Origin of the sequence: Bradyrhizobium sp. SZCCHNS1050 (genome assembly GCF_032484785.1) — a bacterium.
Lineage (GTDB): Bacteria > Pseudomonadota > Alphaproteobacteria > Rhizobiales > Xanthobacteraceae > Bradyrhizobium.
This window is the reverse complement of sequence record NZ_JAUETR010000001.1, coordinates 1,457,345-1,481,212: the sequence shown is the minus strand read 5'-3', so window position 1 is coordinate 1,481,212 and position 23,868 is coordinate 1,457,345. Positions and strand designations below refer to the sequence as shown.

Sequence of the window (23,868 nt, the reverse complement as noted above, 5' to 3'; positions counted from 1 at the left end):
GTCCGAATGGACTATCCTGTCTTGGTCAAGCCCGGCAAGCCCAAACGATGGCGCGGCAGGTGTCCGATGAAAAAGAAGCGCATGGCGGCCGCGTGGCGAGCCGGGAAGCGAAGAACCCGCTACCGTCATCGGCCTTCGCGGCGCGCGCGGGCTCCTGAACCCGGTTCCGTACCGGCAGGCGCGCGGCACACGATCCGACGCCTCAAGGCCGAGTTGGCGACAGCACAGGCCCGGATCGCCGAGCTGACGGCCTCCGCTGAGCGCGATTTCCTGCTCGACATCTTTAATCGTCGCGGCTTCGCCCGCGAACTCCATCGTTCCATCGCCTTCATCAAGCGCTACGACGCGACCGGTGCTCTTGTCGTGCTGGACGTCGATCGGCTGAAGCCAATCAATGATACTTTCGGCCATGCCGCCGGTGATGAGGTCCTGAAGGCGGTTGCGCGTGTCCTCGGCGAGCATGTCCGATCCTCCGACGTGATCGGTCGGCTCGGCGGCGACGAGTTCGGCGTGCTGCTCTGGCACCTCAGCGCGGCGGACGCACATGCCAAGGCGACGGAGCTGGAACAGGCCATCGACAGCCTGACCTTCACCTTCGGCGATCAGACCGTGCGTGCCGGCGCGTCGGCCGGGATTGCCCTTCTCGACAAGCGCGTCAACCCAGTACGTGCGTTGGAGGAAGCCGACCGTGCGATGTATATGCGCAAGGCCCAGCGGAGGTACGAGAGCCCCGCGCACGGCACGGCCCTGTCGGGCGACCAGCGGTGACGCTCGTGGGCCGTCCGCTCCGATGACAGAGCTGTGCACGGCGCTCACAACTCGCCGAGATCGTCGGGCAACTCGCCGAACTTGTGCAGCAGCCGGGCGTCGCAGAATTCCCCCAGCAAGGGATCTCCGCTGCGGCTGAAGGCAATGGCGCCGATGTTGTCCGGCAAGCGCGACATCGCTTCGGCACGACGCAGCGCTGCGGACGAGCTCTGGCATTCCTCGGCCGCGCCTGCGACCAGCATCCCTGCCTCGTCCCGTCTGAACGGCATGGCGACGTAATAGGTGATGTCAGGCATTGCACGCACCTCCCGGCCTTCGTCGAAGCTGCGAGCGAGCGCGGTGGCAAACGTCCGGAGAGCCTCGACGGCCTAGGGCTCAGGCCGCATTGTTCTGCGCATCGTCCGAAATGGTGTTGGGCATGCAGCCGCAGGAGATTGCCGCCCGCATCTCCTGCAGCTCCAGCTCGAGATACTCGTTCGCCATGATCAGCGCCTTGATCGTGGAGCGCAGATTGCCGTCGCACATCGCGATGGCTTGGTCACAGGCCTGTTCATAGAGGCGATCCTGTGGGGAGAAGGAGGCGGGCATCACAACCATCCTTGTTGTCGTCAGGAGTTACGAGGGACTGGTCCCATTGTTCTCTTTTTGTTCTTATTGTCAAGGCGCTTCGGCAAATCCTGCACCGCTGTTGCGTATTGCTTGTGTGCATACGGTCAGCCGTGCTGACGCTTCGCCTCAGGCGATGATGTCGGGCGTGATCTGGTCTTCGATGAAGGCGATCCGATCGCGTAGCAGAAGCTTCCGCTTCTTCAGTCGTTGCAGCCGCAACAAATCGGGGGCGGGCGATTGATGCAAAGCGTCGATCGCCGCGTCGAGATCGCGGTGCTCCTGCTGCAGGCGCGCGAGTTCGGCCTGCAGTTCGCGCTCGTCTTGGTCAGCCATGATCTATGATAGCAAAAAAGCGGAAGGAAGTGGAAAGCCTTGCGAAGGCGGGCGCAAATATTGCGCCTGCGAAGCTGATAAGCAAGTCGCACTCCTCGAGATCGGTGCAGCTGTCCCGTGAATTTCGGGTTGGCGCCGGCTTTAGATTCGTCCGGATCTGCTCACGCTTCGTTACACACGGCGCTCAAATTTGCATGTGCGGTCTTTTGGCCCCATCGACAGGTCAAGCGACTTGTGTACACTCATTAGCCCTGGTCGAATCTCAGGTTCACCTACCGAGGAGGTTTCGAATGGCCATTCAGGCGCATCTCGTTGAACTGGAGCGTAAGCATAAAGTTCTTGAAAACGAATTGCATCAAGCTCTCCTGCATCCATCGACGGACGACCTGCGAATTGTCGAACTGAAGCGACGCAAACTGATGGTGAAGGATGAGATCGAGCGCTTGAGACAGGTAACCAGCGAAACACTTCACTGACATGTGACCATCATCCGCCGTACCATCTGATCGTAAGACCGTGCGCCTGGGATGGTGACGAGTCCATCCCAGACGCAACTCCAATCAAATTAGTTGCGATATACGATGACGCGGACGCATCTGCCTGCGTTGTCTGCCGGCGCATCTATCGCGACACGCCGTTCATCGCGATATCTGGGGTCTTCAGCTCGAGGCGAGATCGCAGACGTGAGCCGCAATCGCGAGCGATGACGTCAATCCAGGCGATTCAATTCCGAACAGATTGATGAGTCCGGGCACCCCGTGATCGCGCGGGCCCTGAATGACGAAATCCTGCGACGCCACGGCCGGCGGTACGATCTTCGGCCTGATACCGGAATAGCTCGGCATCAGCGCCCCATCCGGCAGCGACGGCCAATACTTGCGGATCGCCGGGTAGAAGCGCTCGGCGCGCGCCGGATCGACCGTATAGTCGATCCGGTCGATCCACTCGACGTCGGGGCCGAATCTGGCTTGGCCTGCCATGTCGAGCGTGAGGTGCACGCCGAGACCGCCTGGTTCCGGCACCGGGTAGATGAGCCGGCTGAACGGTGCCCGGGCGCTGCAGCTGAAATAGTTGCCCTTGGCGAGATAGGCCGTCGGCACCAGCGACGACGGCATGCCGTCGATCAGCCGCGCCAGCTTCGGCGCGTCGAGGCCGGCGGCGTTCACCAGCAGCCGGCAGCTCAGCCTCATCGGTTGCGCGCCGCCCGCATCGACCTCGATTGATCCCCCGGTCGCCTTGGCCCGCAGCAACGGCGTGTGGAAGGCGAAGGCACCGCCGGCATCCTCGATCTCGCCGCGCAGCGACAGCATGAAGGCATGGCTGTCGAGGATGCCGGTGGACGGCGACAGCAGCGCGGCCTGGCAGGCCAGGGCCGGCTCCAGCGCCAGCGCTTCGGTTCCGGATAGCAGCCGCATACCTTCGACACCATTGGCTTCGGCGTGCGCGCGGATGCCCTGCAGCTTCTCGGTCTCGGCCGGATTGGTCGCAACGATCAGCTTCCCGCAATTGCGGTAGGGCACGCCATGGTCGTCGCAATAGCGGTAAAGTAGGCGTTTGCCGGCCACGCAGAAGCGGGCCATCAGGCTCCCGGCCTTGTAGTAGATGCCGGCGTGGATCACTTCGCTGTTGCGAGACGAAGTGACGGTTCCGATACCCTCGGCCGCCTCGAGAACGATGACCTCGCGTCCGGCCCGCGCCAATTGACGTGCGACGGCAAGTCCGACGACGCCGGCGCCAACGACGACGCAATCCACTCTATCCATGCATAGTCCTGAGACGATTGGGAGAAGTCATGACTCGCTGCAATCCCTGGTGGGCGGAACCTCGGTCCGGAGTGCGAGGGCCCTTAGCAAACCATTCATCATAAGGCGCCATTGACCAAATTTGCTTCGTCTTTTTCGAAGTTTGCAGAACCCGTTTACCCGATCCCAATAGGTGAAGCCAGATACTGTCGCCGAATACCGCGGGTGATTGATGGCTGGCAAGAATTGGCAGGCGAGCGACCGAAACGCGTTTTCTGCGCGTGTCGTTGCGGCCTCGGTGGCCGCCATGGCAGCGTGGGCGGCTGCGCCGACCCGAGCCTGGGCCGCTTCCTCCGATTTCTCGCCCTCCGGCTACCTGGCCACCATCGAGCCGGACGTGCTCTGGAAGGTGTTGATCGCCGGCGTTGTCGTCTGCGCCTTCCTCGCGTCGGTCGTGATCTGGATCCATTCGGCCTTGCGGCGCGCCAAGCGAGCACAACTGCGGCGCAATGTTTTCATCAGCTCCGCGCTCAACAATCTGAGCCAGGGGCTGATGCTGACGGACGCCGCCAACCGCGTCGTCTTCTACAACCATCGCTTTCTCGAGATCTACGGCATGAGCCGGGCCGACATTCCGCCCGGTTGCACCGGCCGGGATCTGGTCGAGTTGCGGCGGCAGCGTGGCCTGCTCAATCTGACGGTCGAGGACTATGCGCGCCAGGCGCGGGCACCGGATGGGTGCCTGACCGAACTGCCCGACGGACGTGTGGTGCGTGCCCAGATTTTCCGTCTTCCCACCGGAGGATCGATCGGCATCCATGAAGACTGTACGGTGCAGCACCGGCTGGAGCGCGAGCTCGCCTCGACCAAGCAGTTCCTGGAATCGGTGGTCGATCAGGTTCCCGTCTGCGTCGCCGCCAAGAACATCGAGGACGGTCGCTACATCTTCGCCAACCGGGCGTTCGAGCAGTTCGCGCAGGTGCCGCGGGATCAGATCATCGGACGGTGCCCGAGCGACCTGTTCGGCGAGGAGACCGCGGCCGCCATCGCGGCTGCCGATCGCGAAGCGATGCTGGCGCCCGGCACCACCTATTGCAGCGAACTCGTGGTTCAACGCGGTGACGAGAAGCGCATCCTGGACGCCCACCGGGTCGTTGCACGCAACGACAAGAACGAACCGCAATTCCTCATCGCGCTGTTCGACGATGCCACGGAGCGGCGATCGCTGAGCCGCGAGCTGGAGAACAGCAAGAAGTTCCTGGAACTGGTCGTCGACAACATTCCGGTTTCGCTCATCGTCGAGAGCGTCAGCGACGGCCGCTATCTGCTCGCCAACCGCAGCGCCGAGATCATCCTCAACCGCAAGCGCGAGGACGCCACGGGCCTGACCACCGCCGACATCTTCAATCCGCGCGAGGCCAGACTGATCACGGCGCGCGACGAAGCCGCCATCAAGAAGCGCGGCCTTCTGACCGAGGAACATCCGATCTCGACCAAGGACGGCCTGCGGCTGTTCCTGACCCGGCGGGCAACCGTGCTGGGCGAGACCGGCGAGCCGCAATATCTGATCAAGACCTATGAGGACGTCACCGACCGGCGCCAGACCGAATCGCGGATGGCGCACATGGCCTATCACGACGGCCTGACCGATCTGCCGAACCGCGCCGCGTTCCTGCAGGCCCTGAGCCAGATGATCGAGGCCTGTGCGGATACGGACGAGGAGTTCGCGGTCCTGAACGTCGATCTCAAGGGCCTGAAGGACGTCAACGACGTCTTCGGCCACGCCATCGGCGACAAGCTGTTGATCGAGGTCGCCCGCCGCGTCCACGCCGTTGCCCGCGGCGGGGTGGTTGCGCGTCTCTCCGGCGATGAGTTCGGGCTGATCATCGACGGCAAGCAGCCGGAAACGGGCAGGGCGCTGGCCGAGCAATTGGCGAAAGCGATCGCGGTGGACTTCCAGATCTACGGCAAGTCGATCCGCACCGCGCTGACGACGGGCATCTCGGTGTTCCCGCACAATGGTTCGGATCCGGCGTCGCTGCTCGCCAATGCGGGTGCCGCTCTGTTCCGCGCCAAGGCCAAATCGCGCGGCAGCATCACCTTCTACGAGCCTGAAATGGATCAGCAGATTCGCGACCGCCGCGTTCTGCATCAGGAGCTGTCTGTCGCGATCAAGCATGGCGAACTGTCGCTGTACTTCCAGCCGCAGGCCGTCTCGGGCCGCACGGTCGACGCCAGCGAGATCATCGGCTTCGAGGCGCTGGCGCGCTGGCAGCACCCGGTCCGGGGTTTCGTGCCGCCGAGCGACTTCATTCCGCTCGCGGAAGAGAGCGGCCTCATCGTCGAGATGGGCGAGTGGATCCTGCGCGAGGCCTGCCGCGAGGCGGCGTCGTGGCCGAAGCCGCTGCAGGTCGCGGTCAACCTGTCCCCGGCCCAGTTCGTCCATGGCGACCTCGTTGCGCTGGTCCACTCGATCCTGATCGAGACGGGGCTCGCGCCCGGCAGGCTCGAGCTCGAGATCACCGAGGGTGTGCTGATCGAGGATTTCGATCGCGGTGTCGCGCTGCTGCGCCGGCTGAAGGCGCTCGGCGTTCGCGTCTCAATGGACGATTTCGGCAGCGGCTACTCGTCGCTGAGCTACCTGCAGGCGTTCCCGTTCGACAAGATCAAGATCGACCGCGCCTTCGTCATGAATATCGGTCGCAATCCGCAATCGGCGGCGATCATTCGTGCGGTCATCGGTCTGGGTCACGGCATGAACATGTCGATCGTGGCGGAAGGCGTCGAGACGCCCGAGCAGCTTGGCTTCCTCGCCGAGCAGGGCTGCGACTCGGTTCAGGGCTATCTGCTCGGCAAGCCCCTGCCGATCAACAAATACGACGGCATTGTCGGTCGCGCTCACGACGACGACGTCGCGTCCGTTCGCAAGACGGGCTGACCAGGCACTCCGGTCAGAGGCTGTTGCGCAACAGCGCGAATTTATCCGCGCGCACGACAGCTCGGCCGCTACGAGAATCACTTCCGCCGGTCTACGATCATTCGCCCTGGCACGCTCGAAGACCTTGCGTATGGCGGACTACGATCTTGCGATCATCGGCGGCGGTCTGAACGGCGTCAGCCTGGCACGCGATGCGGCCGGCCGCGGCTTGCGCGTGATCCTGGTCGAGCAGGGCGATCTCGGTGGTGCCGCCTCGTCGGCCACGTCGCGGCTGGTGCATGGGGACCTCGCGGCGCTGGAGCGCCGCGGCTTTCTGCGCGTGCGCCGCGCGCTCGCCGAGCGCGACGTCTGGCTCACGGTCGCGCCGCATCTGGTGCGGCCGATCCGCTTTGCGATTCCGGCTCACGCCAATGAGCGGCCGCCATGGCAGTTGCGCGCAGGGCTCTGGCTCTACGACCGCCTCGCCGCGCGCAACCGGCTGCCGGCCGCGTCGACGCTCGACGTCACGCATCATCCGATCGGCGATGCCCTGAAGCGTCCGATCGGGACGGCGTTCGACTATTCCGACTGCGTGGTCGACGATTCCCGCCTGGTGGTCCTGACCGCGATGGATGCCGCCGAGCGCGGCGCCGAGATCCGCACCGGCGCCCGCTGTGTGCGAGCCGACCGCGACCATCTATGGCGGCTCGCCATCATCGACCGCGGCCATCGCCGCATCGTCACCTCGCGCGCGCTCGCCAACGCAACCGGCGCGTGGAGCGTCTCGACGGCGGAAACCGTGCTGCGTCAGCCGCCGCCGCGGGTCACCGCGCGGCAGGTCAGCCAGATCATCGTGCCGCGGCTGTTCGATGTCGAAGCGGTCTACGTGTTTCAGAATTCGGATGGAAGGCTGATCTTTGCCCAGCCCTACGAGCAAGATTTCACCCTGATCGGCACGGTGGCCCACGGCTTCAAGGGCGACCCAGCCGTGGTGGCGGTGCCGGCGGCAGACGTGGCCTATCTCTGCAAGGCGGCGAACCGCTATTTCCGCTCGGACGTCCAGCCCGCGGATGTGGTCCGGAGCGTGTCCGGCGCCAACATGATGGTGCTGCGTGCCGCCGACAGCGGGGGATTGGAAACGATCGTGAGCCTTGATGCCGGCCGCGCCAAGGAGCCCGCCAAGGCGCCGCTCCTGACCATGTGCGGCGGCGATGTCACGACAGCCCGGCACCGGGCCGAGCGGGCGGTCTCGCGGCTTGCGCGCTTCTACCCGATGTCGCCGCGCTGGACTGCGAGCGCGCCGCTTCCGGGTGGCGATTTCGCCTGGGATCGGTTCGAGGATCTCGTCGACGACGCACGGGAGCGCTGGCGCTTTCTCGGCGAAGCCGAGGCCCGGCGGCTGGTCGGCGCCTATGGCACCCGGCTGGCGGAGATCCTCGGCGGGGCGAGATGCCGGGCCGATCTCGGACAGGCGTTCGGGCCGAAGCTGACCGAGGCGGAGGTCCGCTACCTCATGACGCGCGAATGGGCGCGGTTTCCCGACGACGTGCTGTGGCGGCGGACCAAGCTGGGCCTGACGCTTCCCGCTGCCGAACGCGATGCGCTCGCCGCGTTCATGGCGACGGTCGCCTGTGGCCGGGGCTCGCCGCAGGCCGATGACGCGAGCGGGGATAGTCGGGCCTGTGCGGTTGAGCTGCAATCCATGGGCGGCTAGCTTGCCGACCGGCCGGGCGTTATGGCCGGCCAGGGGTGATTTGATCAGGACATGGCTGACGACATCGCAAATCCAGCGCCCGCCGAGGAGCCGGCGGCATCACTACTGCCGGAACCGCGCCCCGATCCTCAGCCGCCGATCCTGCGGATCGAGAACGTCGTCAAGACCTTCGGCAGCTTCCGCGCCGTCGACGGCGTCTCGCTCGACATCCGAGCCGGCGAGTTCTTCGCGCTGCTCGGCCCCAGCGGCTGCGGCAAGACGACCTTGCTGCGCATGCTGGCCGGCTTCGAGACGCCGGATGAAGGGCGCATCCTGCTGTCGGGCGAGGAGATCGCGCAGGTGCTGCCGCATCAGCGGCCTATCAACATGATGTTCCAGAACTACGCGCTGTTCCCGCATCTGAACGTGCGCGACAACATCGCCTTCGGCCTGAAGCGCGCCGGCATGCCGCGCGCCGAGATCGCCACCCGCGTCGCGGAGATGGTGGCGCTGGTCCGGCTCGAAGGCCTGGAGAAGCGCAAGCCCGATCAACTGTCCGGGGGACAGAAGCAGCGCGTCGCCCTGGCACGCTCGCTGGCGCGCCGGCCGAAGGTGCTGCTGCTCGATGAGCCGATGGCGGCGCTCGACAAGAAGCTGCGCGAGAGCACGCAGTTCGAGCTGATGGAGTTGCAGCGCAAGCTCGGCATGACCTTCATCATCGTCACCCACGACCAGGAGGAGGCGATGACGGTGGCGAGCCGGATCGGGGTAATGAACGCGGGAAGGCTCGAGCAGGTCGCTGCACCGCGCCGCCTATATGAAGAGCCCGTGTCGCGGTGGGTCGCGGAGTTCGTCGGCGACATCAACCTGTTCGAGGGCGAGGTGACCGCGCGTGAGTCGCACCGGCTCCGGATCACGACCGCCGCTGCCGGCGAGCTCGCCGCGGCGCAACCCGTCACTCCGATCAGCGAGAGCAAGGTCGCAGTCGCGATCCGTCCCGAGAAGATCCGCCTCGCGCTTCGCCGGCCGGCGGCTGATGCCGCAGCGATCAACTGTGTCGAGGGCGCCATTTCCGATGCGAGCTATCTCGGCGGCAAGACCGTGTACAAGATCAAGCTCGACGGCGGCGCTGTCCTGCACGCGTCGCAAGCCAACACGGCCCGACTCGACGCCGACGGCTATGGGCTGAAACAGCGCGTCGTGGCCTGGTTCACGCCCGATGATTGCGTGGTGCTGGAGCGATGAGCGCGCGCCGCATCTTTTCGCGTCCGGCGCGATTTGCGGCGATCGCGCCTTACGTCTGGATGGTGCTGTTCTTCCTGGTGCCGTTCGCCTTCGTCGCCAAGATCAGCCTGTCGCAGACTGCGATCGCGCAGCCCCCCTATACGCCGGTGTTCTCGCTGGCTGATGGTTTGTCGTCGCTCTCGGATGCGTTCGCTGCGTTGTCGCTGGACAATTTCCGCCTGCTGCTGTCGGACGATCTGTATCTCGCGTCCTATCTGCGCAGCGTCGTCGTCGCGGCGACGTCGACCGCGATCCTGCTCCTGATCGGCTACCCGATCGCCTATGGCATGGCGCGGCTGCCCAGGCGTTGGCGGGGCATCGCGATGATGCTGGTCATCGTCCCGTTCTGGACCTCGTTCCTGATTCGCATCTATGCCTGGGTCAACATCCTGCAGCATGACGGCCTGTTGAATCAGATCCTGCTCGCGCTGCATCTGGTGTCCGCGCCGGTGGTGTGGCTGTCGACGGACAGCGCGATGTACGTCGGGATCGTCTATTCCTATCTGCCCTTCATGATCCTGCCGCTGTTTGCGACGCTGACGAAGCTGGAGCCGGCCCTGGAAGAGGCCGCCGCCGATCTCGGCGCCTCGCCGCGCCAGACCTTCTGGCTGGTGACGTTTCCGCTGTCGCTGCCGGGTGTCGGCGCCGGCGCGCTGCTGTGCTTCATTCCGATCGTCGGCGAGTTCGTCATTCCCGATCTGCTCGCCGGCTCGAAATCGCTGATGATCGGCCAGACGCTGTGGCTCGAATTCTTCACCAACAAGGACTGGCCGGTGGCTTCGAGCATCGCCGTCGTGCTGCTCGCGGTGCTGCTGCTCCCGCTGCTGCTCTACGACCGGCTGCAACGCCGGCAGCTGGAGGAGGGCAGGTGATGAATGGACCGCGGCAAGGCACGACCTCTCGCTCCCCTCCCCCTTGCGGGGATGGGTTGGGGTTGGGGGTCCGCATCGGCAGTCGTTGTCGGGTACCCCCCTCCCTGACCCTCCCCCACAAGGGGGGAGGGAACGGAAAGGGCCTCCCCCGGATCGATGGAGGGGGAGGTCATGCCTAGTCCCTCTCGCCTGTCGCGCTTCAACGTCGCCTCGCTGGCGCTCGGGTTCGCGTTCCTTTATCTGCCGATCCTGATCCTGGTGATCTATTCGTTCAACGCCTCGCGGCTGGTCACGGTCTGGGGCGGCTGGTCGCTGCGCTGGTATCACGAGTTCTTCAACGACGGCGCCATGATCGATGCGGCCTGGATGAGCCTGCGGGTCGGCGCCACCTCGGCGACGGTGGCGACCTTGCTCGGCACCCTTGCCGCGGTGGCGCTGTCGCGCGGCCAGGGATTTCGCGGCCGCATGCTGTTCTCCGGCATGCTGTATGCGCCGCTGGTGATGCCCGAGGTGATCACCGGCCTGTCGCTGCTGCTGCTGTTCGTGGCGCTGGAGGCCGAGCGCGGCTTCTGGACGGTGACGCTCGCCCACACGACTCTCACGATGTGCTTCGTTGCGGTGATCGTACAGTCGCGGCTGGTCTCGCTCGACCGCAGCCTGGAGGAAGCCGCGATGGACCTCGGCTGCGATCCCTTGCGCGCGTTCGTGATGGTCACATTGCCACTGATCGCCCCGGCGGTGGTCGCCGGCTGGATGCTCGCCTTCACGCTGTCGCTCGACGATCTCGTGATCGCGAGCTTCACCACCGGCCCGGGCTCGGCGACATTGCCGATCCGGATCTATTCGGAAGTACGGCTCGGGGTGAAGCCGGAGATCAACGCGATCTGCACGCTGGTGATCGGGCTGATTGCCGTGGTGATCGTCGTGGCGTCGTTAGCTTCAAAGCTGTCGAGTGATCGCGGCGAGAGCGCTGCGCCATTATAGAAGTCGTCATTGCGAGCGTAGCGAAGCAATCCAGGGCCGCGCAAGGACTCTGGATTGCTTCGCTGCGCTCAAAATGACGGAGAATGCTGCGGCAGCGTCGCTCAGGCGCCGAACAGCTGCAACGCGGCGGCCACAACCGTGCGGTGGACCGCGCCGCGGTCAACCAACGGCGGATCGACGCAGCACGCCGGGTCGGCGCTGCGTCCGAGCGCGGTGCTCTTCGGCAGGAACACATAGTGGCCGGCCTCGTCGGCAACGACATCAAAGGTGCTGCCGCTGAGCCGCTCATGCAGCCAGCGCGCGGATGGCAGCAGGGCGTCCCCACCGCCGACCATGATGCGTGCGGGTACGCTGATCGCGGCGACGCTCTCGTCGGAGAAGCCCTGCACCGATCGGCCCGGCGCCAGCAGCAGCGCAGCCTTGATGCGGGGATCGCGATAGGAGGCCGACATCCGCCCCCAGGAGTCGCGGAAGATCTGGCTCTTCTCCATCAGCCGCGGCAGATGATCGACGAGATCGGGAAACTCGCGCGGTCCGCGGCCCAGATTGGCGCCTGGCTCGAACGGCGAGCGGAGCATGATGGCGCCGAGCAAGGCGGTGGCGGTGACGCCGCCGAGCGAATAGCCGACGACGTAGATGCGGTCGAGGTTGATACGGCCTTCGAAATCGGGATGAGCGGCGATGTGGTCGATCAGCAAGGACACGTCGCGCGGGCGTTCCCATGAGCAGAGGAAGCCCTCTGCGCGGTAGGGCTCAGCGTTGCTGTTGCCATGATGATTGACGGCGACCGCGACAAAGCCGCGGGACGCCAGCTCGCGCGCCAGCCATTCGAACTGCAGGCCGTTGCAGCCGGTACCATGCGAATACATTACGAGCGGGCAAGTCCCGTTGGGACCGAGCGGCGCATCCAGCGCCGCAGGTCCCGCCTCGAACCATCCTTGCGGCCATGGGGCGACCGGAAGCGCTGCTTCGATCGCGCTATCCGTGGCCGGATACCAGGCGAACCAGTCGATGGGCCGCGGCCCGTCGCCGTCCCAGTTCGGCCGCGAAGCGTCGGCGAACCGTCCCTGACGAAATCCGACCCTCATCGCTCCGTCACGACTTCACGGCGCCGGCGGTCAGGCCGCCCACCATGTAGCGCTTGAAGGCATAATAGACCGCCGCGGGCGGCAGCGCGTAGATGAAGCCGGTGGTCATCAGAAGCTCCCACGGCGAATCGTCGGCGGCCAGGAAGTTGCCGAGCGCCACGGGCAGCGTGATATCCTTGTCGTTCGACAGCAGCAGGAACGCGTAGAGGTACTCGTTCCAGGCCAGCAGCACCGCATAGGTTCCGATCGCGACCAGCGAGGGCATCATCAGCGGCACATAGACGAGGCGGAATATCTGCAGCGGGCTGGCGCCATCCATGACGGCGGCCTCGTCCAGCTCGACCGGCAGCTTGTCGGAGGCCTGTTTCAGCACCCAGATCGCGTAGGGCGAGGCAATCGTCACCATCGCCAGGATCAGCGACCAGTCGTTGTTGAGCAGGCCGTATTTGCCCATGGTGCGATACATCGGCACCGCGAGGAACGCCGCCGGGATGAAATAGGTGAACAGCGCGAGGTTCATCACCACCCGGCTGCCGGGCACGCGCAGGCGCGAGATGGCGTAAGCCGCGCAAGTCGCGATCACCAGGGTCAGCGCGCCGACGGCGGCGGCAATGATGACGGAGTTGCCGAACTGGATCCAGAAATCGCGCAGGAAGTAATGCTGCTGGTGGAACACGATCGAGAAATTGTGCAGCGTCGGATGGTCCGGCCACAGCTTGCCCGAGAACGCGTCCTCCTTCGGCGAGATCGCGAACAGGAACATGTGGTAGATCGGGATCATCGTCCAGATGAAGACGGGGATGCCGATCAGCAGCAGCCGGGCCTCGGTGCCGACTTCGCGCAGGGTGGGGAGCTTCATCGCGACAACCGCTTCATCATGAAATAGACCAGGGGGAGCACCAGCGGCATCGCGCAGACGATCGAGGCCATCGCGAGGCTGAGCTGATCGAGCCGGAGATAGCGGATGCCGAGCGTCGCCAGCACGTGGGTGAGATCGGCCGGACCGCCGCCGGTCAGGAGATACACGCTGTTGAAGTCGCCGAGCGTCCAGATCATCGAGAGCAGCGTGCAGGTGATGTAGAGCGTCTGCATCGACGGCCAGGTGATGAAGCGGAACTTCTGCCACCAGGTGGCGCCGTCGACCTCGGCGGCCTCGAACAGGTCCTGCGAGATCGCCAGCCGCCCGGTCATCAGGATCAGGGTCCAGAACGGCAGCGATTTCCAGATGTGCATGCCGATCGCCATCGACAGCGCGACCGTCGGGTCGTTCAGCCAGTTCGGGCCGTCTTCGCCGGTGAACTTGAAGATCAGCTGGTTCACGACGCCCCATTCGGGATTGAGCATGAAGCGCACCGAAAGGATGGTCGGGATCGAAGGCACCGCCCAGGGCAGGATGAAGATGACCGACAGCCATTTGATCCAGCCGCGCTGCTGAATGAAGAAGCCGGACAGGAACAGCGCGATCACCATCTTCAGATTGATGCCGACCACAAGGAAGATCAGCGTGTTGACGGCGGCGCGCGCGAAGATGGGGTCGTTATACAGCGCGACGTAGCTGGCCGGCTCCCGGGCGAGCCACAGGCCGTAGCCGACGGGATAGACGACGAAGGCGAGGAAGACGAGCAGATAGGGGGCAAGCATGACGATGCCCCACACCTGTGACGGTGTCAGCAGCACCGGGCGCGGCGCCTCCGCGATTGCGGAATCGGAAGCTGAGAGCGTGATCGCCATGGTCGTTTTTCCCGGGTCGTCTCTTCCCGCCTATAAGCCATCCCGGCCGCATGCGCTGCGGCCGGGATCTGTTGTCGTTGTCAGGATATCGAGCTAGTGCCTCGCGAGGCGAGAGACTAGCCGGCGACCTCCTTCAGCCGCGCGATCAGCTCGTCGACGGCCTTCTCGACCGGCACCTTCTCGCTGACCACGCGGTTCATCGCCTTGGCCCAGACGTTCTCATTGTTGAGGATCGTGAACTTGTAGTTCTTGGTGAAGTCGAACGGCGTCGTGCCGCCGGTGAACTGGGTGTAAACGGCCTTGCGATGGCGGTCGGCCTGCCAGAACGGGCTCTTCTGGCCTGCGGTCGTCACCGGGAACCAGCGGCCCAGCGCGCCCTCGATGTAGGGGCCGAGGTTCTCCTCCTGCATCAGGAACTTGATGAATTCCTTGGCCTGCGCCTTGTGAGGAGCATTGGCGAAGATCAGTCCGGTCTTGACGTCGGAGCGGTACTTGATCGGCGTGCCGTCCGGCTTGTTGGGGAAGGACGCGGTGATGATGTCCTCCTCATAGGCCTTCTTGCCAGCCGCGCGCTGCTCGGGCGTCAGCGCCGGGTTGGTGGAGTCCTCGAACCACTTGGCCGCGATCGAGATCGTGAAATTGTGGGTCATCACGATCGTCTTGTTGTGGAACGCGACGTTGTTGTCCGGATCCTTCCAGGTCGTGGACGAGGGCGGCGTGCAGCCCTTGATGTAGGTGTCGGTATAATCCTTCATCGCCTTGACGAGGCCGTCGCGCACCTTGGGGTCGTCGACCAGCAGCTTGCCGTCGTCGTCGACCAGCTTGACGTTGTAGGCGTCCATGAAGGTGTAGAACGACTGGAACGAGTCGGTGGATTCCACGCCCATCGGCTGACCGACGCCATACATGCGCTGGCCGGTGGCCTTGCGGACCGCCGGCTGCACCTTGTCGCACCAGAACGTCCAGTAGTCTTCCCACTTGGTGGGGATGTCGCTCTGCTTGAAGCCGGCCTTGCTCAGCAGGTCGCCCCAGATCTGGACGTGCATGCTCTGCTGCTTCAGCGGGAAGCCGTAATAGGCCTTCTTCTTGGTGACGTTGTTGTAGAGGTAGGCGGTCTCGAGCGTGTTCGGAGCGAACGCCGACTTCATCGGCTCCAGGATGTCGGTGAGATCCTCGAGCTTGCCTTCGTAGGCCCACTTGCCCTGGGCCTGAACGTCGTAGGTGTCGGCGTAGGCCACGTCGGGTACGGTGCCCGAATCGAGCGCGGCGACCGTCTTCGGAATCATGTCCTGGATCGCGTATTGCGACAGCTCGACCTTGATGCCGGTCTTGGCCTCGAACTTCTTGACGACGTTGAGCAGCGCATCGTCCTCGGACTTGTAGAAGCCCTTGCTCCACCAGATCGTGATGGTGTCCTGAGCGATGGCTGGTGCTGCAGCGCAAAAAAGCCCGGCGGCTGCGACTGCGATCGAAAGCGCACCCATTCCCCTGGATTTCACGTGTCTCTCCCTGATCCGCCGATCTTGCTTGATCGGTTGCGGCCGGACACTAGCCCAGGGACCCGACGTGATCCAGAAGTAATATATCAGACATAGGTCGTGACGGCGGCCGCGTATCGGCACGCGAAGCAAGCCGCGTCGGTCAGTTCTGCTTCGTGGGAGGGTCGCCCGTCGGGGCGTCAGCCTGCGGCGCAGTGTCTGGCTGCGCCGGGCGCAATCCGCCGCCGGTGAATCGTTCCAACACCGAGCGCACCGCATCCCTCGTCTTGCGGTCCTTGACCGCATCGAGCAGAGGGGCGGCGGCCGGAGCGCGGCGGATCAGGCTTTCCGGATCGGGAAAGATCAGTGGATCTTCCCAGGGGCCCTGGACGACGAAAGGCAGTTCGAAGCCGTTGCTGCCGTTGCCGGACGACAGCAGGCTCGCGACGCCCTTGAAATCGTATTCCCGTGTCGGCACCGAGGCCGTACCGGTCATCGTGATGCGCGCGGTCGGGCTCTCGACGCGGATGTCCTCTGCGGTCGCGATACCCTCGGAGAACTTGACCGCGATCGTCAGCGAATCGTAAGGCGTCGAACCGGAGCGGAAATTGCCGCCGCGCGACAGCGGGCTGCGCTCGAGGCGCTTCAGGAGCTGCTCGACGTTGAAGCCGGAGATCGCGCCATCGCGGCCCTGCAGGTTGGCGCTGCCGTCGAGCGACTGGGCGAGCCCGAACGGGCTCGAGCCCGAAGCCGTCAGCGAGACGTTGAGATTGCCGCGTCCCGACAGCGACGACACGCCGAACATCTCGTTCGCGCAGGCCTGCAGATCGACATCGTTGAATTGCAGCTCAGCCTTCACGTCGGCCACGGTGTCGGCACGGGCGATTCCGAACGAGCCGCGCACGATGCCGCCATACATCTGAGCCTCGCCGACCGAGAGGGCGAGCACGCCGTTGCGCAGGTTGGCGCCGAAGGCCGTGCGTCCGATTTTCGAGGAGCCGACCGTGACCTTTGCGGCCGATAGCCGCATGTCGAGGTCAGTGGTGGACAAGGCCTTGAGGTCGAAGAGTTGCCGATTCCAGTCGCGGGCCCCATTGGCCAGCAGCCGGACCGTCGAGATGTAGGGGGTGAAGTCGAGCGCGTCGGCCGCCAGCGTCGCCTGCAGCGTCTGCCGGCCGTTATTGGCGTAGGTCATCACGCCTTCGGCGGTGTTGCCGTCGAGTTCGACGTTGACATTGGTGAGGGCGATCGAGGCGCCGACCACGTTGGCACGGGCGCGCAAGGCGAAGCGCCCGAAGCCGCCGCCGCCGAGCGGCGTCTGCCCCGTCCAGCGCAGCGCATCGCGGAGCGAAGGGCTATCCACCGTCAGCATGCCTTCCATCAGCGCGCTGGTGCGGTTCGCGACCGTGCCGTCGAAGGCGACTTTCAGCGGCGCGCTGGCGAGCCGCATCTTCAAGCCGGACCGGTCCCCCGACAGCGCAGCCAGGAAGTCGCTGACGCTGATGGAGCCCTCGATGCGCTGGCCGCGCCAATCGAACTGCCCGGTCGCCGCGAACGAGCGCGAGATCGACGGCCAGGCGAGCGACAGGTCGATATCGTCGAGCCGCTCGGAAGCGTGGTGGTCGGTGTCCTCGTAGACCAGGATGCCGTCCTGAATGCGGATCTCAGAGAACGACATCTGGCTGTCGGGCCCCGGACGCATCGTGCGCGCGATGGTCTCGATGAAGGGAGTCCAGTTGCTGTTGCCGTCGGCCTCGCGGGTGACGTTGATCTGCGGCCGCAGCATCATGACATCGGCGATTTCGAACCGCTGCAGCAGCAGCGGCAACAACTGCAGATTGGCGGTCAGCACGTCGACGCGCAGGGCCGGATCCTCGGTGCCGCTGCCCTTCAGGCCGACATCGTGGAACGAGACATAGCTGCCCGGAAACAAGGAGACGTCGATATGTCCCTTGACGACGAGCTCGAGGCCGGTCACCGCGCGGATCTGGCTCTCCACCGCCTGCCGCAGTGCCTCGCGATTGACCAGCCAGGAGCTCGCGAGCAGGGCCACGAACGCGATGCCCAGCAGCACCGCGATCGGTGTGCCGAGGCGCCTCATTCCTTGGGCCATGGTCACGGACATGTCCTGGGATCGTCGGATCGCTGGTTACGCGGGATGGGCAGGGTGCGCCGAAAACCCCTGCCAACATCAACAACTTGATGCGCTTTCTTGACGCTTTCAAGGCCACGCCGCCGGTGTGGCCGGATTGCGGCGGAGCCCTGATATTCCGGACTCCGGATCGCCACGGAGGCGCAGGCTGGTGCGACAGCTAAAGCAGGATGTGCGCGTTGGGAAGGCATCATTGACGCATTGCGAAGATTTCGCCTAATAATCCGGTCGATATCCGCGCGGTCGCCGCTCTCCATCAGGTCATTCCCGTATGAACAAGGTCTATCCGGACGCCAAATCCGCCCTTGCCGGCCTCCTCAAGGACGGCATGACCATCATGTCGGGTGGGTTTGGTCTTTGTGGCATCGCAGAAACCCTGTCCGACGCCATTCGCGAGTCCGGGGTGAAGGACCTCACCGTCATCTCCAACAATGCCGGGGTGGACGGCATCGGCCTGAGCCGGCTGCTGGAGACGCGGCAGATCAAGAAGATGATCTCGTCCTATGTCGGCGAGAACAAGCTGTTTGCCCAGCAATATCTGGCCGGCGAGCTGGAGCTCGAATTCTGCCCGCAGGGCACCCTGGCCGAGCGCATCCGCGCCGGCGGCGCCGGCATCCCGGCCTTCTTCACCAAGACCGGCGTCGGCACGCTGGTCGCGGAGGGCAAGGAGGTGCGGGAGTTCGACGGCGAGAAATATCTGATGGAGCGCGGTCTGTTTGCCGATCTGGCGATCGTGCACGCCTGGAAGGGCGACACTGCCGGCAACCTCGTCTACCGCAAGACCGCGCGCAACTTCAATCCGATGATGGCCACTGCGGCCAAGGTGACGGTCGCGGAGGTTGAGCATCTGCTGCCGGCCGGCCAGATCGATCCCGACCACATTCATACGCCGGGCATCTTCGTGAAGCGCATCATCCAGGTCGGAACTGCGCTCAAGCGCATCGAGCAGCGCACCGTGCGCAAACGTGAAGCCGCCGCCGCAGCCGGGGAGGAAGTCTGATGGCCTGGACGCGAGAGCAGATGGCGGCGCGCGCCGCCAAGGAGCTGCGGGACGGCTACTACGTCAATCTCGGCATCGGCATTCCGACGCTGGTCTCCAACTTCATTCCGCCGGGCGTCGACGTCGCGCTGCAGAGCGAGAACGGCATGCTCGGCATGGGTCCGTTCCCCTATGAGGGCGAGGAGGATCCCGACCTCATCAATGCCGGCAAGCAGACCGTTACCGAGCTGCCGATCACCAGCTATTTCTCGTCAGCCGAATCCTTCGCCATGGTCCGCGGCGGCCACATCGACCTGTCGATCCTCGGCGCCATGCAGGTCGCCCAGAACGGCGATCTCGCCAACTGGATGATCCCCGGCAAGATGGTGAAGGGCATGGGCGGCGCGATGGATCTCGTCGCCGGCGTCAAGCGCGTGGTCGTGGTCATGGAGCACAGCGCCAAGGATGGCCCGAAGCTGCTCAAGCAGTGCACCTTGCCGCTGACCGGCGAGCGCGTGGTGGACATGGTGGTGACCGATCTGGCGGTGTTCACGATCGACAAGCACGGCAATGACGGCATGGCCCTGATCGAGCTCGCCGACGGCGTGACGCTCGACGAGGTCAAGGCCAAGACCGAAGCCGAGTTCCGGGTCGCGCTCAAGAATGCCTGAGGGCGCGGCTACCAGCGCCGGCACAGCATCTCCGCGACCTTGACGGCGAGCCGGCATGCCGCTCGCCGCGGCGGGCTCGCAGCAGTGGACTGCGCGGTCTCCGCCAGCCCCTGAATGATGAGACACGGCACACTGCGGCTGAGGCAGATCAGCCCCATCGCATAGGCCATGTTATCCGTCGCAAGCGCGCCTGGAAACGCTGCCGAGATCTCGGCATTCGTGCCGTCGCCATCGCACGTCACCGTCATTCCTTCGAAGAACACGCCGATGTCATCCAGCATGCCATCCGCGGCCTCGTGCGCGAGGCGGCAAAGCTCGGGATCGGCCGGAATGATCATTCCGCTGTCATCGACCAAGGGCGGCTCGGCAATGCTGAGCGCGTCGCGCAGCTTGATCTGAATCCGGAATGGCGCGACCGCGGTGGCGATGACGAGATCACCGGGGCCGGCGCCGACGAATCGCGGGCCGCGGGCCGCGTGCGGGAGATTCGGGCCCAGTGCTTCGGCCCGTCCCGGCATGATCAGCCACTGCGCCCCATGCTCTTCGATCGCCACTGCGGCCGCGCTCGCCACCTCGGCCATCGATCGCCCGAGGCACACGACCGCATGGAAGCAGGAATGCCTGATGATGGCGCGCGCCGCGTTGCGCTGTTCAATCAGTGTGCCCGGGCCCATGGCCTGGACCAGGGCTTCGATATCCTCCGGCGTTTCGACCACGAAACCGATCGTGTTGGCTTTGGCATGGAGAAATCGCAGCGCGTCGAGCATCGCGTTGATGCTGGCCTTCTCCCGACCATCGAGCTGCTGCCACAGCGCTTCGAGCACGTCCAGGGAGGCCTCGATGCCGGCGCCGATCACGCCCTGGCCGAGCGGGCGGCCGGGTGTCTCGCAACGGTAGAGCTCCTCCAATGCCTGCAGGACGGTCCTGCGGTCCTTGACGGCGTAGGCTCCTTGCAGGATGCGCGCGAGAACCTGGGCGCGCTTGCCAAGTTCGAGCGGAACGGCGAGCCAGGCAAAATCAGCCAGCTCGGCCGCCTGCTCGCTTGCGGCGCGCTGGAATTCGCCGACGACCTGACCGTAGTGCCAGCTCAATTGCCACGGCGTCACCTGCCGTCCGCGATACCTGCCGCGCTCGATGCGTTCGAGCGATTGCGCCTGCAACTCGTTGCGCAGGTCGGGATCTATTCCCGATGCGCGGGAATCCAGCAGACGATAGGCGCGTGTTGCGATCGCCGGTCCGAACCATTCGTGCTCGGGGTCGCCGACCGAGAGACCGCTCGGCATGCGGATGTGGACGGTCCTGCGAAACTGGTCGAGCTCGCGTCTTGCGACCTGGGCCGCGGTCACCGAAACCTGCTGCACCTCGCACAAACCGTCGACCACACTGGCCCAGTCCCAGAAGTCGTCGCCATAGAACGGAATGCGATATTGGCGGCTCGCGACGATCCGTGCGCAAGCCTGTTCGATGGCGGGAGCCACGCGATCGAGAATATCCTTGCGCGCCAGCGCGCCGTCCGTGAGACATTGGTGCACGAGACGCGCCGCGCCCGCATTCACCACGTGCCAGTCCCTGGCGGCGAATTTAGGCGACGTCCGCAGATATTCGAGCGCGTCGATGAGGCAGCGTCCAGCCAGTGCGCGGGGCGAATCGTCGTCGAACCAGCTGGTGTTGCCAATTCCGTAACCATGCAGGTCGGACGTGAAGAAGACCGGCGGATGTCGAGAATTCACACTCGCCTCCTGGTCCGCTTATCGCGTCTCTCAACGAAAATTGTCTAACGTTTGTAGCTTGCATCTCGCAATCGAAAGTTGATTTTGCGTGACTGTCATTTGTGCCAGTGTCAGGGCACCGCCGATCCGGCACCGGCATGGGTTGCTGTCGAGCGTGCTTAACGCTGAGCACGCCGCGTCAGGCGCGAATGGCGCCGAGGAGCCGGCTGAGACGCTGCGTCATGCTGCGGCTCCATGAGGGCTGTTCGCGGACCAGCCGGAAGCCGAGATTGGCAGGTGGCGTGCCGGAGGCGCAGCCGCCGGCGCGCGCGTCGCGGATGAAGTCGGTCACGTAGGCTCGATGCGCGCCTTCGGCCAGCCGCACGCCGCAATTGCTGACGGTCTTGGTGACGCGACCTGCACTATCCTGCATCTTGCGTGTGAAGCAGGTCGAGGTCCACTCCCAGACATTACCCGCGAGGTCGGCAATGCCGTGCTCGTTGATGCCGAAGCTGCCGAAGCCGCGCGTCTCGGAGTCCTCTTGCAGCGCGGCTTCCCGCTCGTAGCGGGCAATCCAGCGTCGGGAGGGATCGGCGTCGTCGATCGAGACGCCATCGTCCTTGAAGCGGCTGCCCGCTGCATAGGCCCACTCGGTATCGGTCGGCAGACGATAGCTGTGGCCGGTCCGGTGTGAGAGCCATTCGGCGTAGGCCACCGCGTCATGCCAACTCACCTGCACGGCCGGGCGATCGCTGGCGATGGGAACGTTGCGATCGAGCGCGCGGCACGCATGCGCTTCGACGCAGGCGTGGTAGTCCGCGGCACTGACCTGGTTCGTCATGATCGTCAGCGGATGATCAAAGCGGACCGTCGTGATGGGCGCTTCGGCCTGCCGCCCGCTGCGGAGATGGTCACCGGAGTCGCGGTAGCTGATCGTACCAGGTGCGATCTCGGTGAGGGCGGGGCCGTCGAAGTCCGCAACGCGGTTTGGCAGATCGGCAAGGATCGGTGCCATTGCGGTCGGGCCAGCCAATCCGACGACGCAGGCGATGGTGAGCTTGAGCTTGAAAGCGAGCAGCATGGCAGCACACTCAGGAGAGTGGGGGCCGGATACGCCGGCCCCCAGGGCCGATCAGTTCGTCGTGCCGGTCGGAATGTCCGCCGGGGCCTTGACCTGCGTCATCAGGTCGTCATTCCACTTGCCTTCGACCTTGAAATGGGCCGTCGCGCCGAGATTGGCCGCCTCGATCAGGTTGTGGGTGACGTAGGCGTAGATGCCGGGCTGCAGGAATTTGTAGAGCGCGGCGCCTGCCGAGCCGCCCCGGATGAACCAGGTCTCGAGCCCGGTCTCCGGCGCGTTGGAAAATTTGCCGGTCTCCCAGACATAGTCGCCGTGGCCGCCGATCAGATGCGGACGACTGTCGCGGTTCGCCTGCGAGTGCACGATCAGAACGTTCTCGCCGACATTGGCCGTGAGCGCATTCTTTCCGGTGAGCGCGCCGGCCTTGCCGTTGAACACCACATGGGTCGGCGTGAGCTTGCGCATGACCTCCTCGGTGTCGCTATAGGCTTCGCCGGGCGAGTCGTAGGACTTGAAGTTTCCCTTCTCGTCGCGCGGGACGTAGAGGTCCTGCTCGCCGATGTAGTAGACGCGATCGTAGCGCAGCGCGTGTCCGCGGCCGTCATTGAGACCGTCGCGCGGCAGCACCATCACGGCGCCGTTCATGCCGGAGACGACATGCCAGGGGATCATCGGTCCGCCGGGGGCGCAGTGATAGACGAACACGCCGGTCCGCGTCGCCTTCCAGCGTAGCACGACCTGTTCGCCCGGATTGACCAGGGTCAGCGCGCCGCCGCCCAGCGCTCCGGTCGCGGAGTGGAAGTCGATGTTATGCGGCATGCTGTTGGTCGCGGGATTGACCAGGGTCACCTCGACATAGTCGCCCTCATGGACCACCATCAGCGGGCCTGGCATCGAGCCGTTGAACGTCATGGCCTGGAAGGTGGTGCCCTTCTCGTCGATCACCATCTTCTTTTCCTGGACCACGAGCTTGAACTCCATGATCTTGGGCCCCTGCTTCGTCGCCTGCTCGTGCGCATGCACGAACGGCGGAGCCACCAGATCGACCTTCTGGCGCGGCAGCTTGAGGTCCTCGGCCATCGCGGGAGCCGCAAGCATCATCGCGGCGATGGCTGCACTGAACATGGCGGTGCGGCGGGTCAACATGGATCGCTCCTTCATTGGATCTGTTGTAGTGCCGCAATCACCATGCTCCCGTTGGAACTCGGCTTGTTTGTGCTGCAACAAGCAACTTCGCAATTGCGGAATCAGGCGGCGGATTTTGAGCGAATTTGGCGCGGCTGCGCCCGCGCAGCGCGCGAATGAGTTGCATCGGCGCGCAGTTTCTTGGGAGGCCGGACAGGGTGCGGAGCAAAGCGGGTCGGACTGTCCCGCGCGACGACGCGATAAGATGGGATCTGTCCGTTTGCCCATACGGCACGAGAATCGCGGGCGCTATGATGCGCGCTTCAGAGCGCAGCTCTGGACCGATCGACGATGGGCTCCCGAACTCGTCAGCTCAGCCAGCGCACCGCCAGCAACACCATGAAGGCCACTGCCGCCGCGATGCAAAACACCGTGGTCATGAACATGGCGATGTTGCCGAGCAGGCCTGTCGGCCCCGACTCGTCGCGGAACGATTCGAAGCCGTCGGACTGGGGGATATGGCCGCGGATGCCGGCGAGGAGAGCAAATGAACGGATCAGCAGTTGCACAGCTTCCATTGCGATTTCCTCGAATCGTCGATGATTCGATGATGACGGGAAATGAGCCGGCCACTTTGAGGAAGCGCAAAGTC

Annotated in this window: 22 protein-coding genes; 9 read left to right on the top strand and 13 right to left on the bottom strand. The window is 64.8% G+C overall.

The window, feature by feature from the left end:
* Positions 1-6: 6 nt before the first annotated feature.
* Positions 7-768, top strand: coding sequence for a GGDEF domain-containing protein (locus tag QX094_RS06830; RefSeq protein WP_316187694.1), 762 nt, complete (start codon positions 7-9; stop codon positions 766-768).
* 44 nt (positions 769-812) lie between these two features.
* Here the strand turns inward: QX094_RS06830 and QX094_RS06825 are convergent, their stop codons facing one another.
* The 3 genes from QX094_RS06825 to QX094_RS06815 all read right to left on the bottom strand — a co-directional run bounded on the left by QX094_RS06825 (position 813) and on the right by QX094_RS06815 (position 1,710).
* On the bottom strand, positions 813-1,064 hold the full coding sequence (locus QX094_RS06825) for a hypothetical protein (protein ID WP_316171496.1): 252 nt from the start codon (positions 1,062-1,064) through the stop codon (positions 813-815).
* A 79-nt stretch (positions 1,065-1,143) separates the two neighbouring features.
* Positions 1,144-1,356 carry a hypothetical protein gene (locus QX094_RS06820; RefSeq protein WP_316187693.1) on the bottom strand — a complete coding sequence of 71 codons (213 nt, stop codon included), beginning with the start codon at positions 1,354-1,356 and terminating at the stop codon, positions 1,144-1,146.
* A gap of 147 nt (positions 1,357-1,503) precedes the next feature.
* The gene (locus QX094_RS06815; RefSeq protein WP_009028242.1) at positions 1,504-1,710 is read right to left on the bottom strand and encodes a YdcH family protein; all 207 of its coding nucleotides are present in this window, start codon (positions 1,708-1,710) and stop codon (positions 1,504-1,506) included.
* Between the two features lie 290 nt (positions 1,711-2,000).
* Between QX094_RS06815 and QX094_RS06810 the strand changes: the two genes are divergently transcribed.
* Positions 2,001-2,186 carry a YdcH family protein gene (locus QX094_RS06810; RefSeq protein ID WP_315717551.1) on the top strand — a complete coding sequence of 62 codons (186 nt, stop codon included), beginning with the start codon at positions 2,001-2,003 and terminating at the stop codon, positions 2,184-2,186.
* Positions 2,187-2,369: 183 nt separating this feature from the next.
* Here the strand turns inward: QX094_RS06810 and QX094_RS06805 are convergent, their stop codons facing one another.
* Complete coding sequence (locus QX094_RS06805; protein WP_316175047.1) at positions 2,370-3,473, bottom strand: NAD(P)/FAD-dependent oxidoreductase; 1,104 nt, start codon at positions 3,471-3,473, stop codon at positions 2,370-2,372.
* Between the two features lie 211 nt (positions 3,474-3,684).
* Here QX094_RS06805 and QX094_RS06800 point away from each other — a divergent pair, with 211 nt between their 5' ends.
* The 5 genes from QX094_RS06800 (at position 3,685) to QX094_RS06780 (ending at position 11,202) form a co-directional block, all read left to right on the top strand.
* Positions 3,685-6,390, top strand: coding sequence for an EAL domain-containing protein (locus tag QX094_RS06800; RefSeq protein WP_316187692.1), 2,706 nt, complete (start codon positions 3,685-3,687; stop codon positions 6,388-6,390).
* A 130-nt stretch (positions 6,391-6,520) separates the two neighbouring features.
* Positions 6,521-8,083 (top strand): glycerol-3-phosphate dehydrogenase, encoded by a 1,563-nt coding sequence (locus tag QX094_RS06795; protein WP_316187691.1) that lies wholly within the window; start codon positions 6,521-6,523, stop codon positions 8,081-8,083.
* Positions 8,084-8,134: 51 nt separating this feature from the next.
* Positions 8,135-9,307 (top strand): ABC transporter ATP-binding protein, encoded by a 1,173-nt coding sequence (locus QX094_RS06790; protein WP_316187690.1) that lies wholly within the window; start codon positions 8,135-8,137, stop codon positions 9,305-9,307.
* Positions 9,304-10,218: an ABC transporter permease gene (locus QX094_RS06785; RefSeq protein ID WP_316187689.1), complete on the top strand. Its 915-nt coding sequence runs from the start codon at positions 9,304-9,306 to the stop codon at positions 10,216-10,218. The genes QX094_RS06790 and QX094_RS06785 overlap by 4 nt, the downstream gene beginning before the upstream one ends.
* A gap of 171 nt (positions 10,219-10,389) precedes the next feature.
* Positions 10,390-11,202 carry an ABC transporter permease gene (locus QX094_RS06780; RefSeq protein ID WP_316187688.1) on the top strand — a complete coding sequence of 271 codons (813 nt, stop codon included), beginning with the start codon at positions 10,390-10,392 and terminating at the stop codon, positions 11,200-11,202.
* 101 nt (positions 11,203-11,303) lie between these two features.
* Here the strand turns inward: QX094_RS06780 and QX094_RS06775 are convergent, their stop codons facing one another.
* From QX094_RS06775 to QX094_RS06755, 5 genes are all read right to left on the bottom strand, one after another.
* The gene (locus QX094_RS06775) at positions 11,304-12,290 is read right to left on the bottom strand and encodes an alpha/beta fold hydrolase (RefSeq protein WP_316186049.1); all 987 of its coding nucleotides are present in this window, start codon (positions 12,288-12,290) and stop codon (positions 11,304-11,306) included.
* Between the two features lie 7 nt (positions 12,291-12,297).
* The gene (locus tag QX094_RS06770; protein ID WP_315717543.1) at positions 12,298-13,149 is read right to left on the bottom strand and encodes a carbohydrate ABC transporter permease; all 852 of its coding nucleotides are present in this window, start codon (positions 13,147-13,149) and stop codon (positions 12,298-12,300) included.
* Entirely contained in the window at positions 13,146-14,021 is an 876-nt protein-coding gene (locus QX094_RS06765) for a sugar ABC transporter permease (RefSeq protein ID WP_315717542.1), read from the bottom strand. The genes QX094_RS06770 and QX094_RS06765 overlap by 4 nt, the downstream gene beginning before the upstream one ends.
* A gap of 116 nt (positions 14,022-14,137) precedes the next feature.
* Positions 14,138-15,520: an ABC transporter substrate-binding protein gene (locus QX094_RS06760; RefSeq protein WP_315717541.1), complete on the bottom strand. Its 1,383-nt coding sequence runs from the start codon at positions 15,518-15,520 to the stop codon at positions 14,138-14,140.
* Between the two features lie 142 nt (positions 15,521-15,662).
* Positions 15,663-17,612: an AsmA family protein gene (locus tag QX094_RS06755; protein WP_315769536.1), complete on the bottom strand. Its 1,950-nt coding sequence runs from the start codon at positions 17,610-17,612 to the stop codon at positions 15,663-15,665.
* Between the two features lie 310 nt (positions 17,613-17,922).
* Here QX094_RS06755 and QX094_RS06750 point away from each other — a divergent pair, with 310 nt between their 5' ends.
* Positions 17,923-18,651 (top strand): CoA transferase subunit A, encoded by a 729-nt coding sequence (locus tag QX094_RS06750; RefSeq protein ID WP_315717540.1) that lies wholly within the window; start codon positions 17,923-17,925, stop codon positions 18,649-18,651.
* Positions 18,651-19,301, top strand: coding sequence for a 3-oxoacid CoA-transferase subunit B (locus QX094_RS06745; protein ID WP_315717539.1), 651 nt, complete (start codon positions 18,651-18,653; stop codon positions 19,299-19,301). The genes QX094_RS06750 and QX094_RS06745 overlap by 1 nt, the downstream gene beginning before the upstream one ends.
* A gap of 8 nt (positions 19,302-19,309) precedes the next feature.
* On the opposite strand, the gene QX094_RS06740 is transcribed toward QX094_RS06745, so the two are convergent.
* The 4 genes from QX094_RS06740 to QX094_RS06725 form a co-directional block, all read right to left on the bottom strand.
* Positions 19,310-21,031: a hypothetical protein gene (locus QX094_RS06740; protein ID WP_316186050.1), complete on the bottom strand. Its 1,722-nt coding sequence runs from the start codon at positions 21,029-21,031 to the stop codon at positions 19,310-19,312.
* A 178-nt stretch (positions 21,032-21,209) separates the two neighbouring features.
* Entirely contained in the window at positions 21,210-22,091 is an 882-nt protein-coding gene (locus QX094_RS06735; RefSeq protein WP_315754989.1) for a formylglycine-generating enzyme family protein, read from the bottom strand.
* Positions 22,092-22,142: 51 nt separating this feature from the next.
* On the bottom strand, positions 22,143-23,237 hold the full coding sequence (gene nirK, locus QX094_RS06730; RefSeq protein WP_315754991.1) for a copper-containing nitrite reductase: 1,095 nt from the start codon (positions 23,235-23,237) through the stop codon (positions 22,143-22,145).
* 347 nt (positions 23,238-23,584) lie between these two features.
* Positions 23,585-23,794: a hypothetical protein gene (locus tag QX094_RS06725; protein ID WP_315810588.1), complete on the bottom strand. Its 210-nt coding sequence runs from the start codon at positions 23,792-23,794 to the stop codon at positions 23,585-23,587.
* Positions 23,795-23,868 lie beyond the last annotated feature (74 nt).

What these genes read in the sequence shown, in the direction of transcription:
- QX094_RS06820 (WP_316187693.1), bottom strand. Translation starts at nt 1,356, where the DNA reads ATGCCCGCCTCCTTCTCCCCACAGGATCGCCTCTATGAACAGGCCTGT.
- QX094_RS06780 (WP_316187688.1), top strand. Translation starts at nt 10,390, where the DNA reads ATGCCTAGTCCCTCTCGCCTGTCGCGCTTCAACGTCGCCTCGCTGGCG.
- QX094_RS06790 (WP_316187690.1), top strand. Translation starts at nt 8,135, where the DNA reads ATGGCTGACGACATCGCAAATCCAGCGCCCGCCGAGGAGCCGGCGGCA.
- QX094_RS06800 (WP_316187692.1), top strand. Translation starts at nt 3,685, where the DNA reads ATGGCTGGCAAGAATTGGCAGGCGAGCGACCGAAACGCGTTTTCTGCG.
- nirK (WP_315754991.1), bottom strand. Translation starts at nt 23,237, where the DNA reads ATGTTGACCCGCCGCACCGCCATGTTCAGTGCAGCCATCGCCGCGATG.
- QX094_RS06770 (WP_315717543.1), bottom strand. Translation starts at nt 13,149, where the DNA reads ATGAAGCTCCCCACCCTGCGCGAAGTCGGCACCGAGGCCCGGCTGCTG.
- QX094_RS06815 (WP_009028242.1), bottom strand. Translation starts at nt 1,710, where the DNA reads ATGGCTGACCAAGACGAGCGCGAACTGCAGGCCGAACTCGCGCGCCTG.
- QX094_RS06810 (WP_315717551.1), top strand. Translation starts at nt 2,001, where the DNA reads ATGGCCATTCAGGCGCATCTCGTTGAACTGGAGCGTAAGCATAAAGTT.
- QX094_RS06765 (WP_315717542.1), bottom strand. Translation starts at nt 14,021, where the DNA reads ATGGCGATCACGCTCTCAGCTTCCGATTCCGCAATCGCGGAGGCGCCG.
- QX094_RS06795 (WP_316187691.1), top strand. Translation starts at nt 6,521, where the DNA reads ATGGCGGACTACGATCTTGCGATCATCGGCGGCGGTCTGAACGGCGTC.
- QX094_RS06830 (WP_316187694.1), top strand. Translation starts at nt 7, where the DNA reads ATGGACTATCCTGTCTTGGTCAAGCCCGGCAAGCCCAAACGATGGCGC.
- QX094_RS06735 (WP_315754989.1), bottom strand. Translation starts at nt 22,091, where the DNA reads ATGCTGCTCGCTTTCAAGCTCAAGCTCACCATCGCCTGCGTCGTCGGA.
- QX094_RS06805 (WP_316175047.1), bottom strand. Translation starts at nt 3,473, where the DNA reads ATGGATAGAGTGGATTGCGTCGTCGTTGGCGCCGGCGTCGTCGGACTT.
- QX094_RS06775 (WP_316186049.1), bottom strand. Translation starts at nt 12,290, where the DNA reads ATGAGGGTCGGATTTCGTCAGGGACGGTTCGCCGACGCTTCGCGGCCG.
- QX094_RS06785 (WP_316187689.1), top strand. Translation starts at nt 9,304, where the DNA reads ATGAGCGCGCGCCGCATCTTTTCGCGTCCGGCGCGATTTGCGGCGATC.
- QX094_RS06725 (WP_315810588.1), bottom strand. Translation starts at nt 23,794, where the DNA reads ATGGAAGCTGTGCAACTGCTGATCCGTTCATTTGCTCTCCTCGCCGGC.
- QX094_RS06755 (WP_315769536.1), bottom strand. Translation starts at nt 17,612, where the DNA reads ATGGCCCAAGGAATGAGGCGCCTCGGCACACCGATCGCGGTGCTGCTG.
- QX094_RS06750 (WP_315717540.1), top strand. Translation starts at nt 17,923, where the DNA reads ATGAACAAGGTCTATCCGGACGCCAAATCCGCCCTTGCCGGCCTCCTC.
- QX094_RS06825 (WP_316171496.1), bottom strand. Translation starts at nt 1,064, where the DNA reads ATGCCTGACATCACCTATTACGTCGCCATGCCGTTCAGACGGGACGAG.
- QX094_RS06745 (WP_315717539.1), top strand. Translation starts at nt 18,651, where the DNA reads ATGGCCTGGACGCGAGAGCAGATGGCGGCGCGCGCCGCCAAGGAGCTG.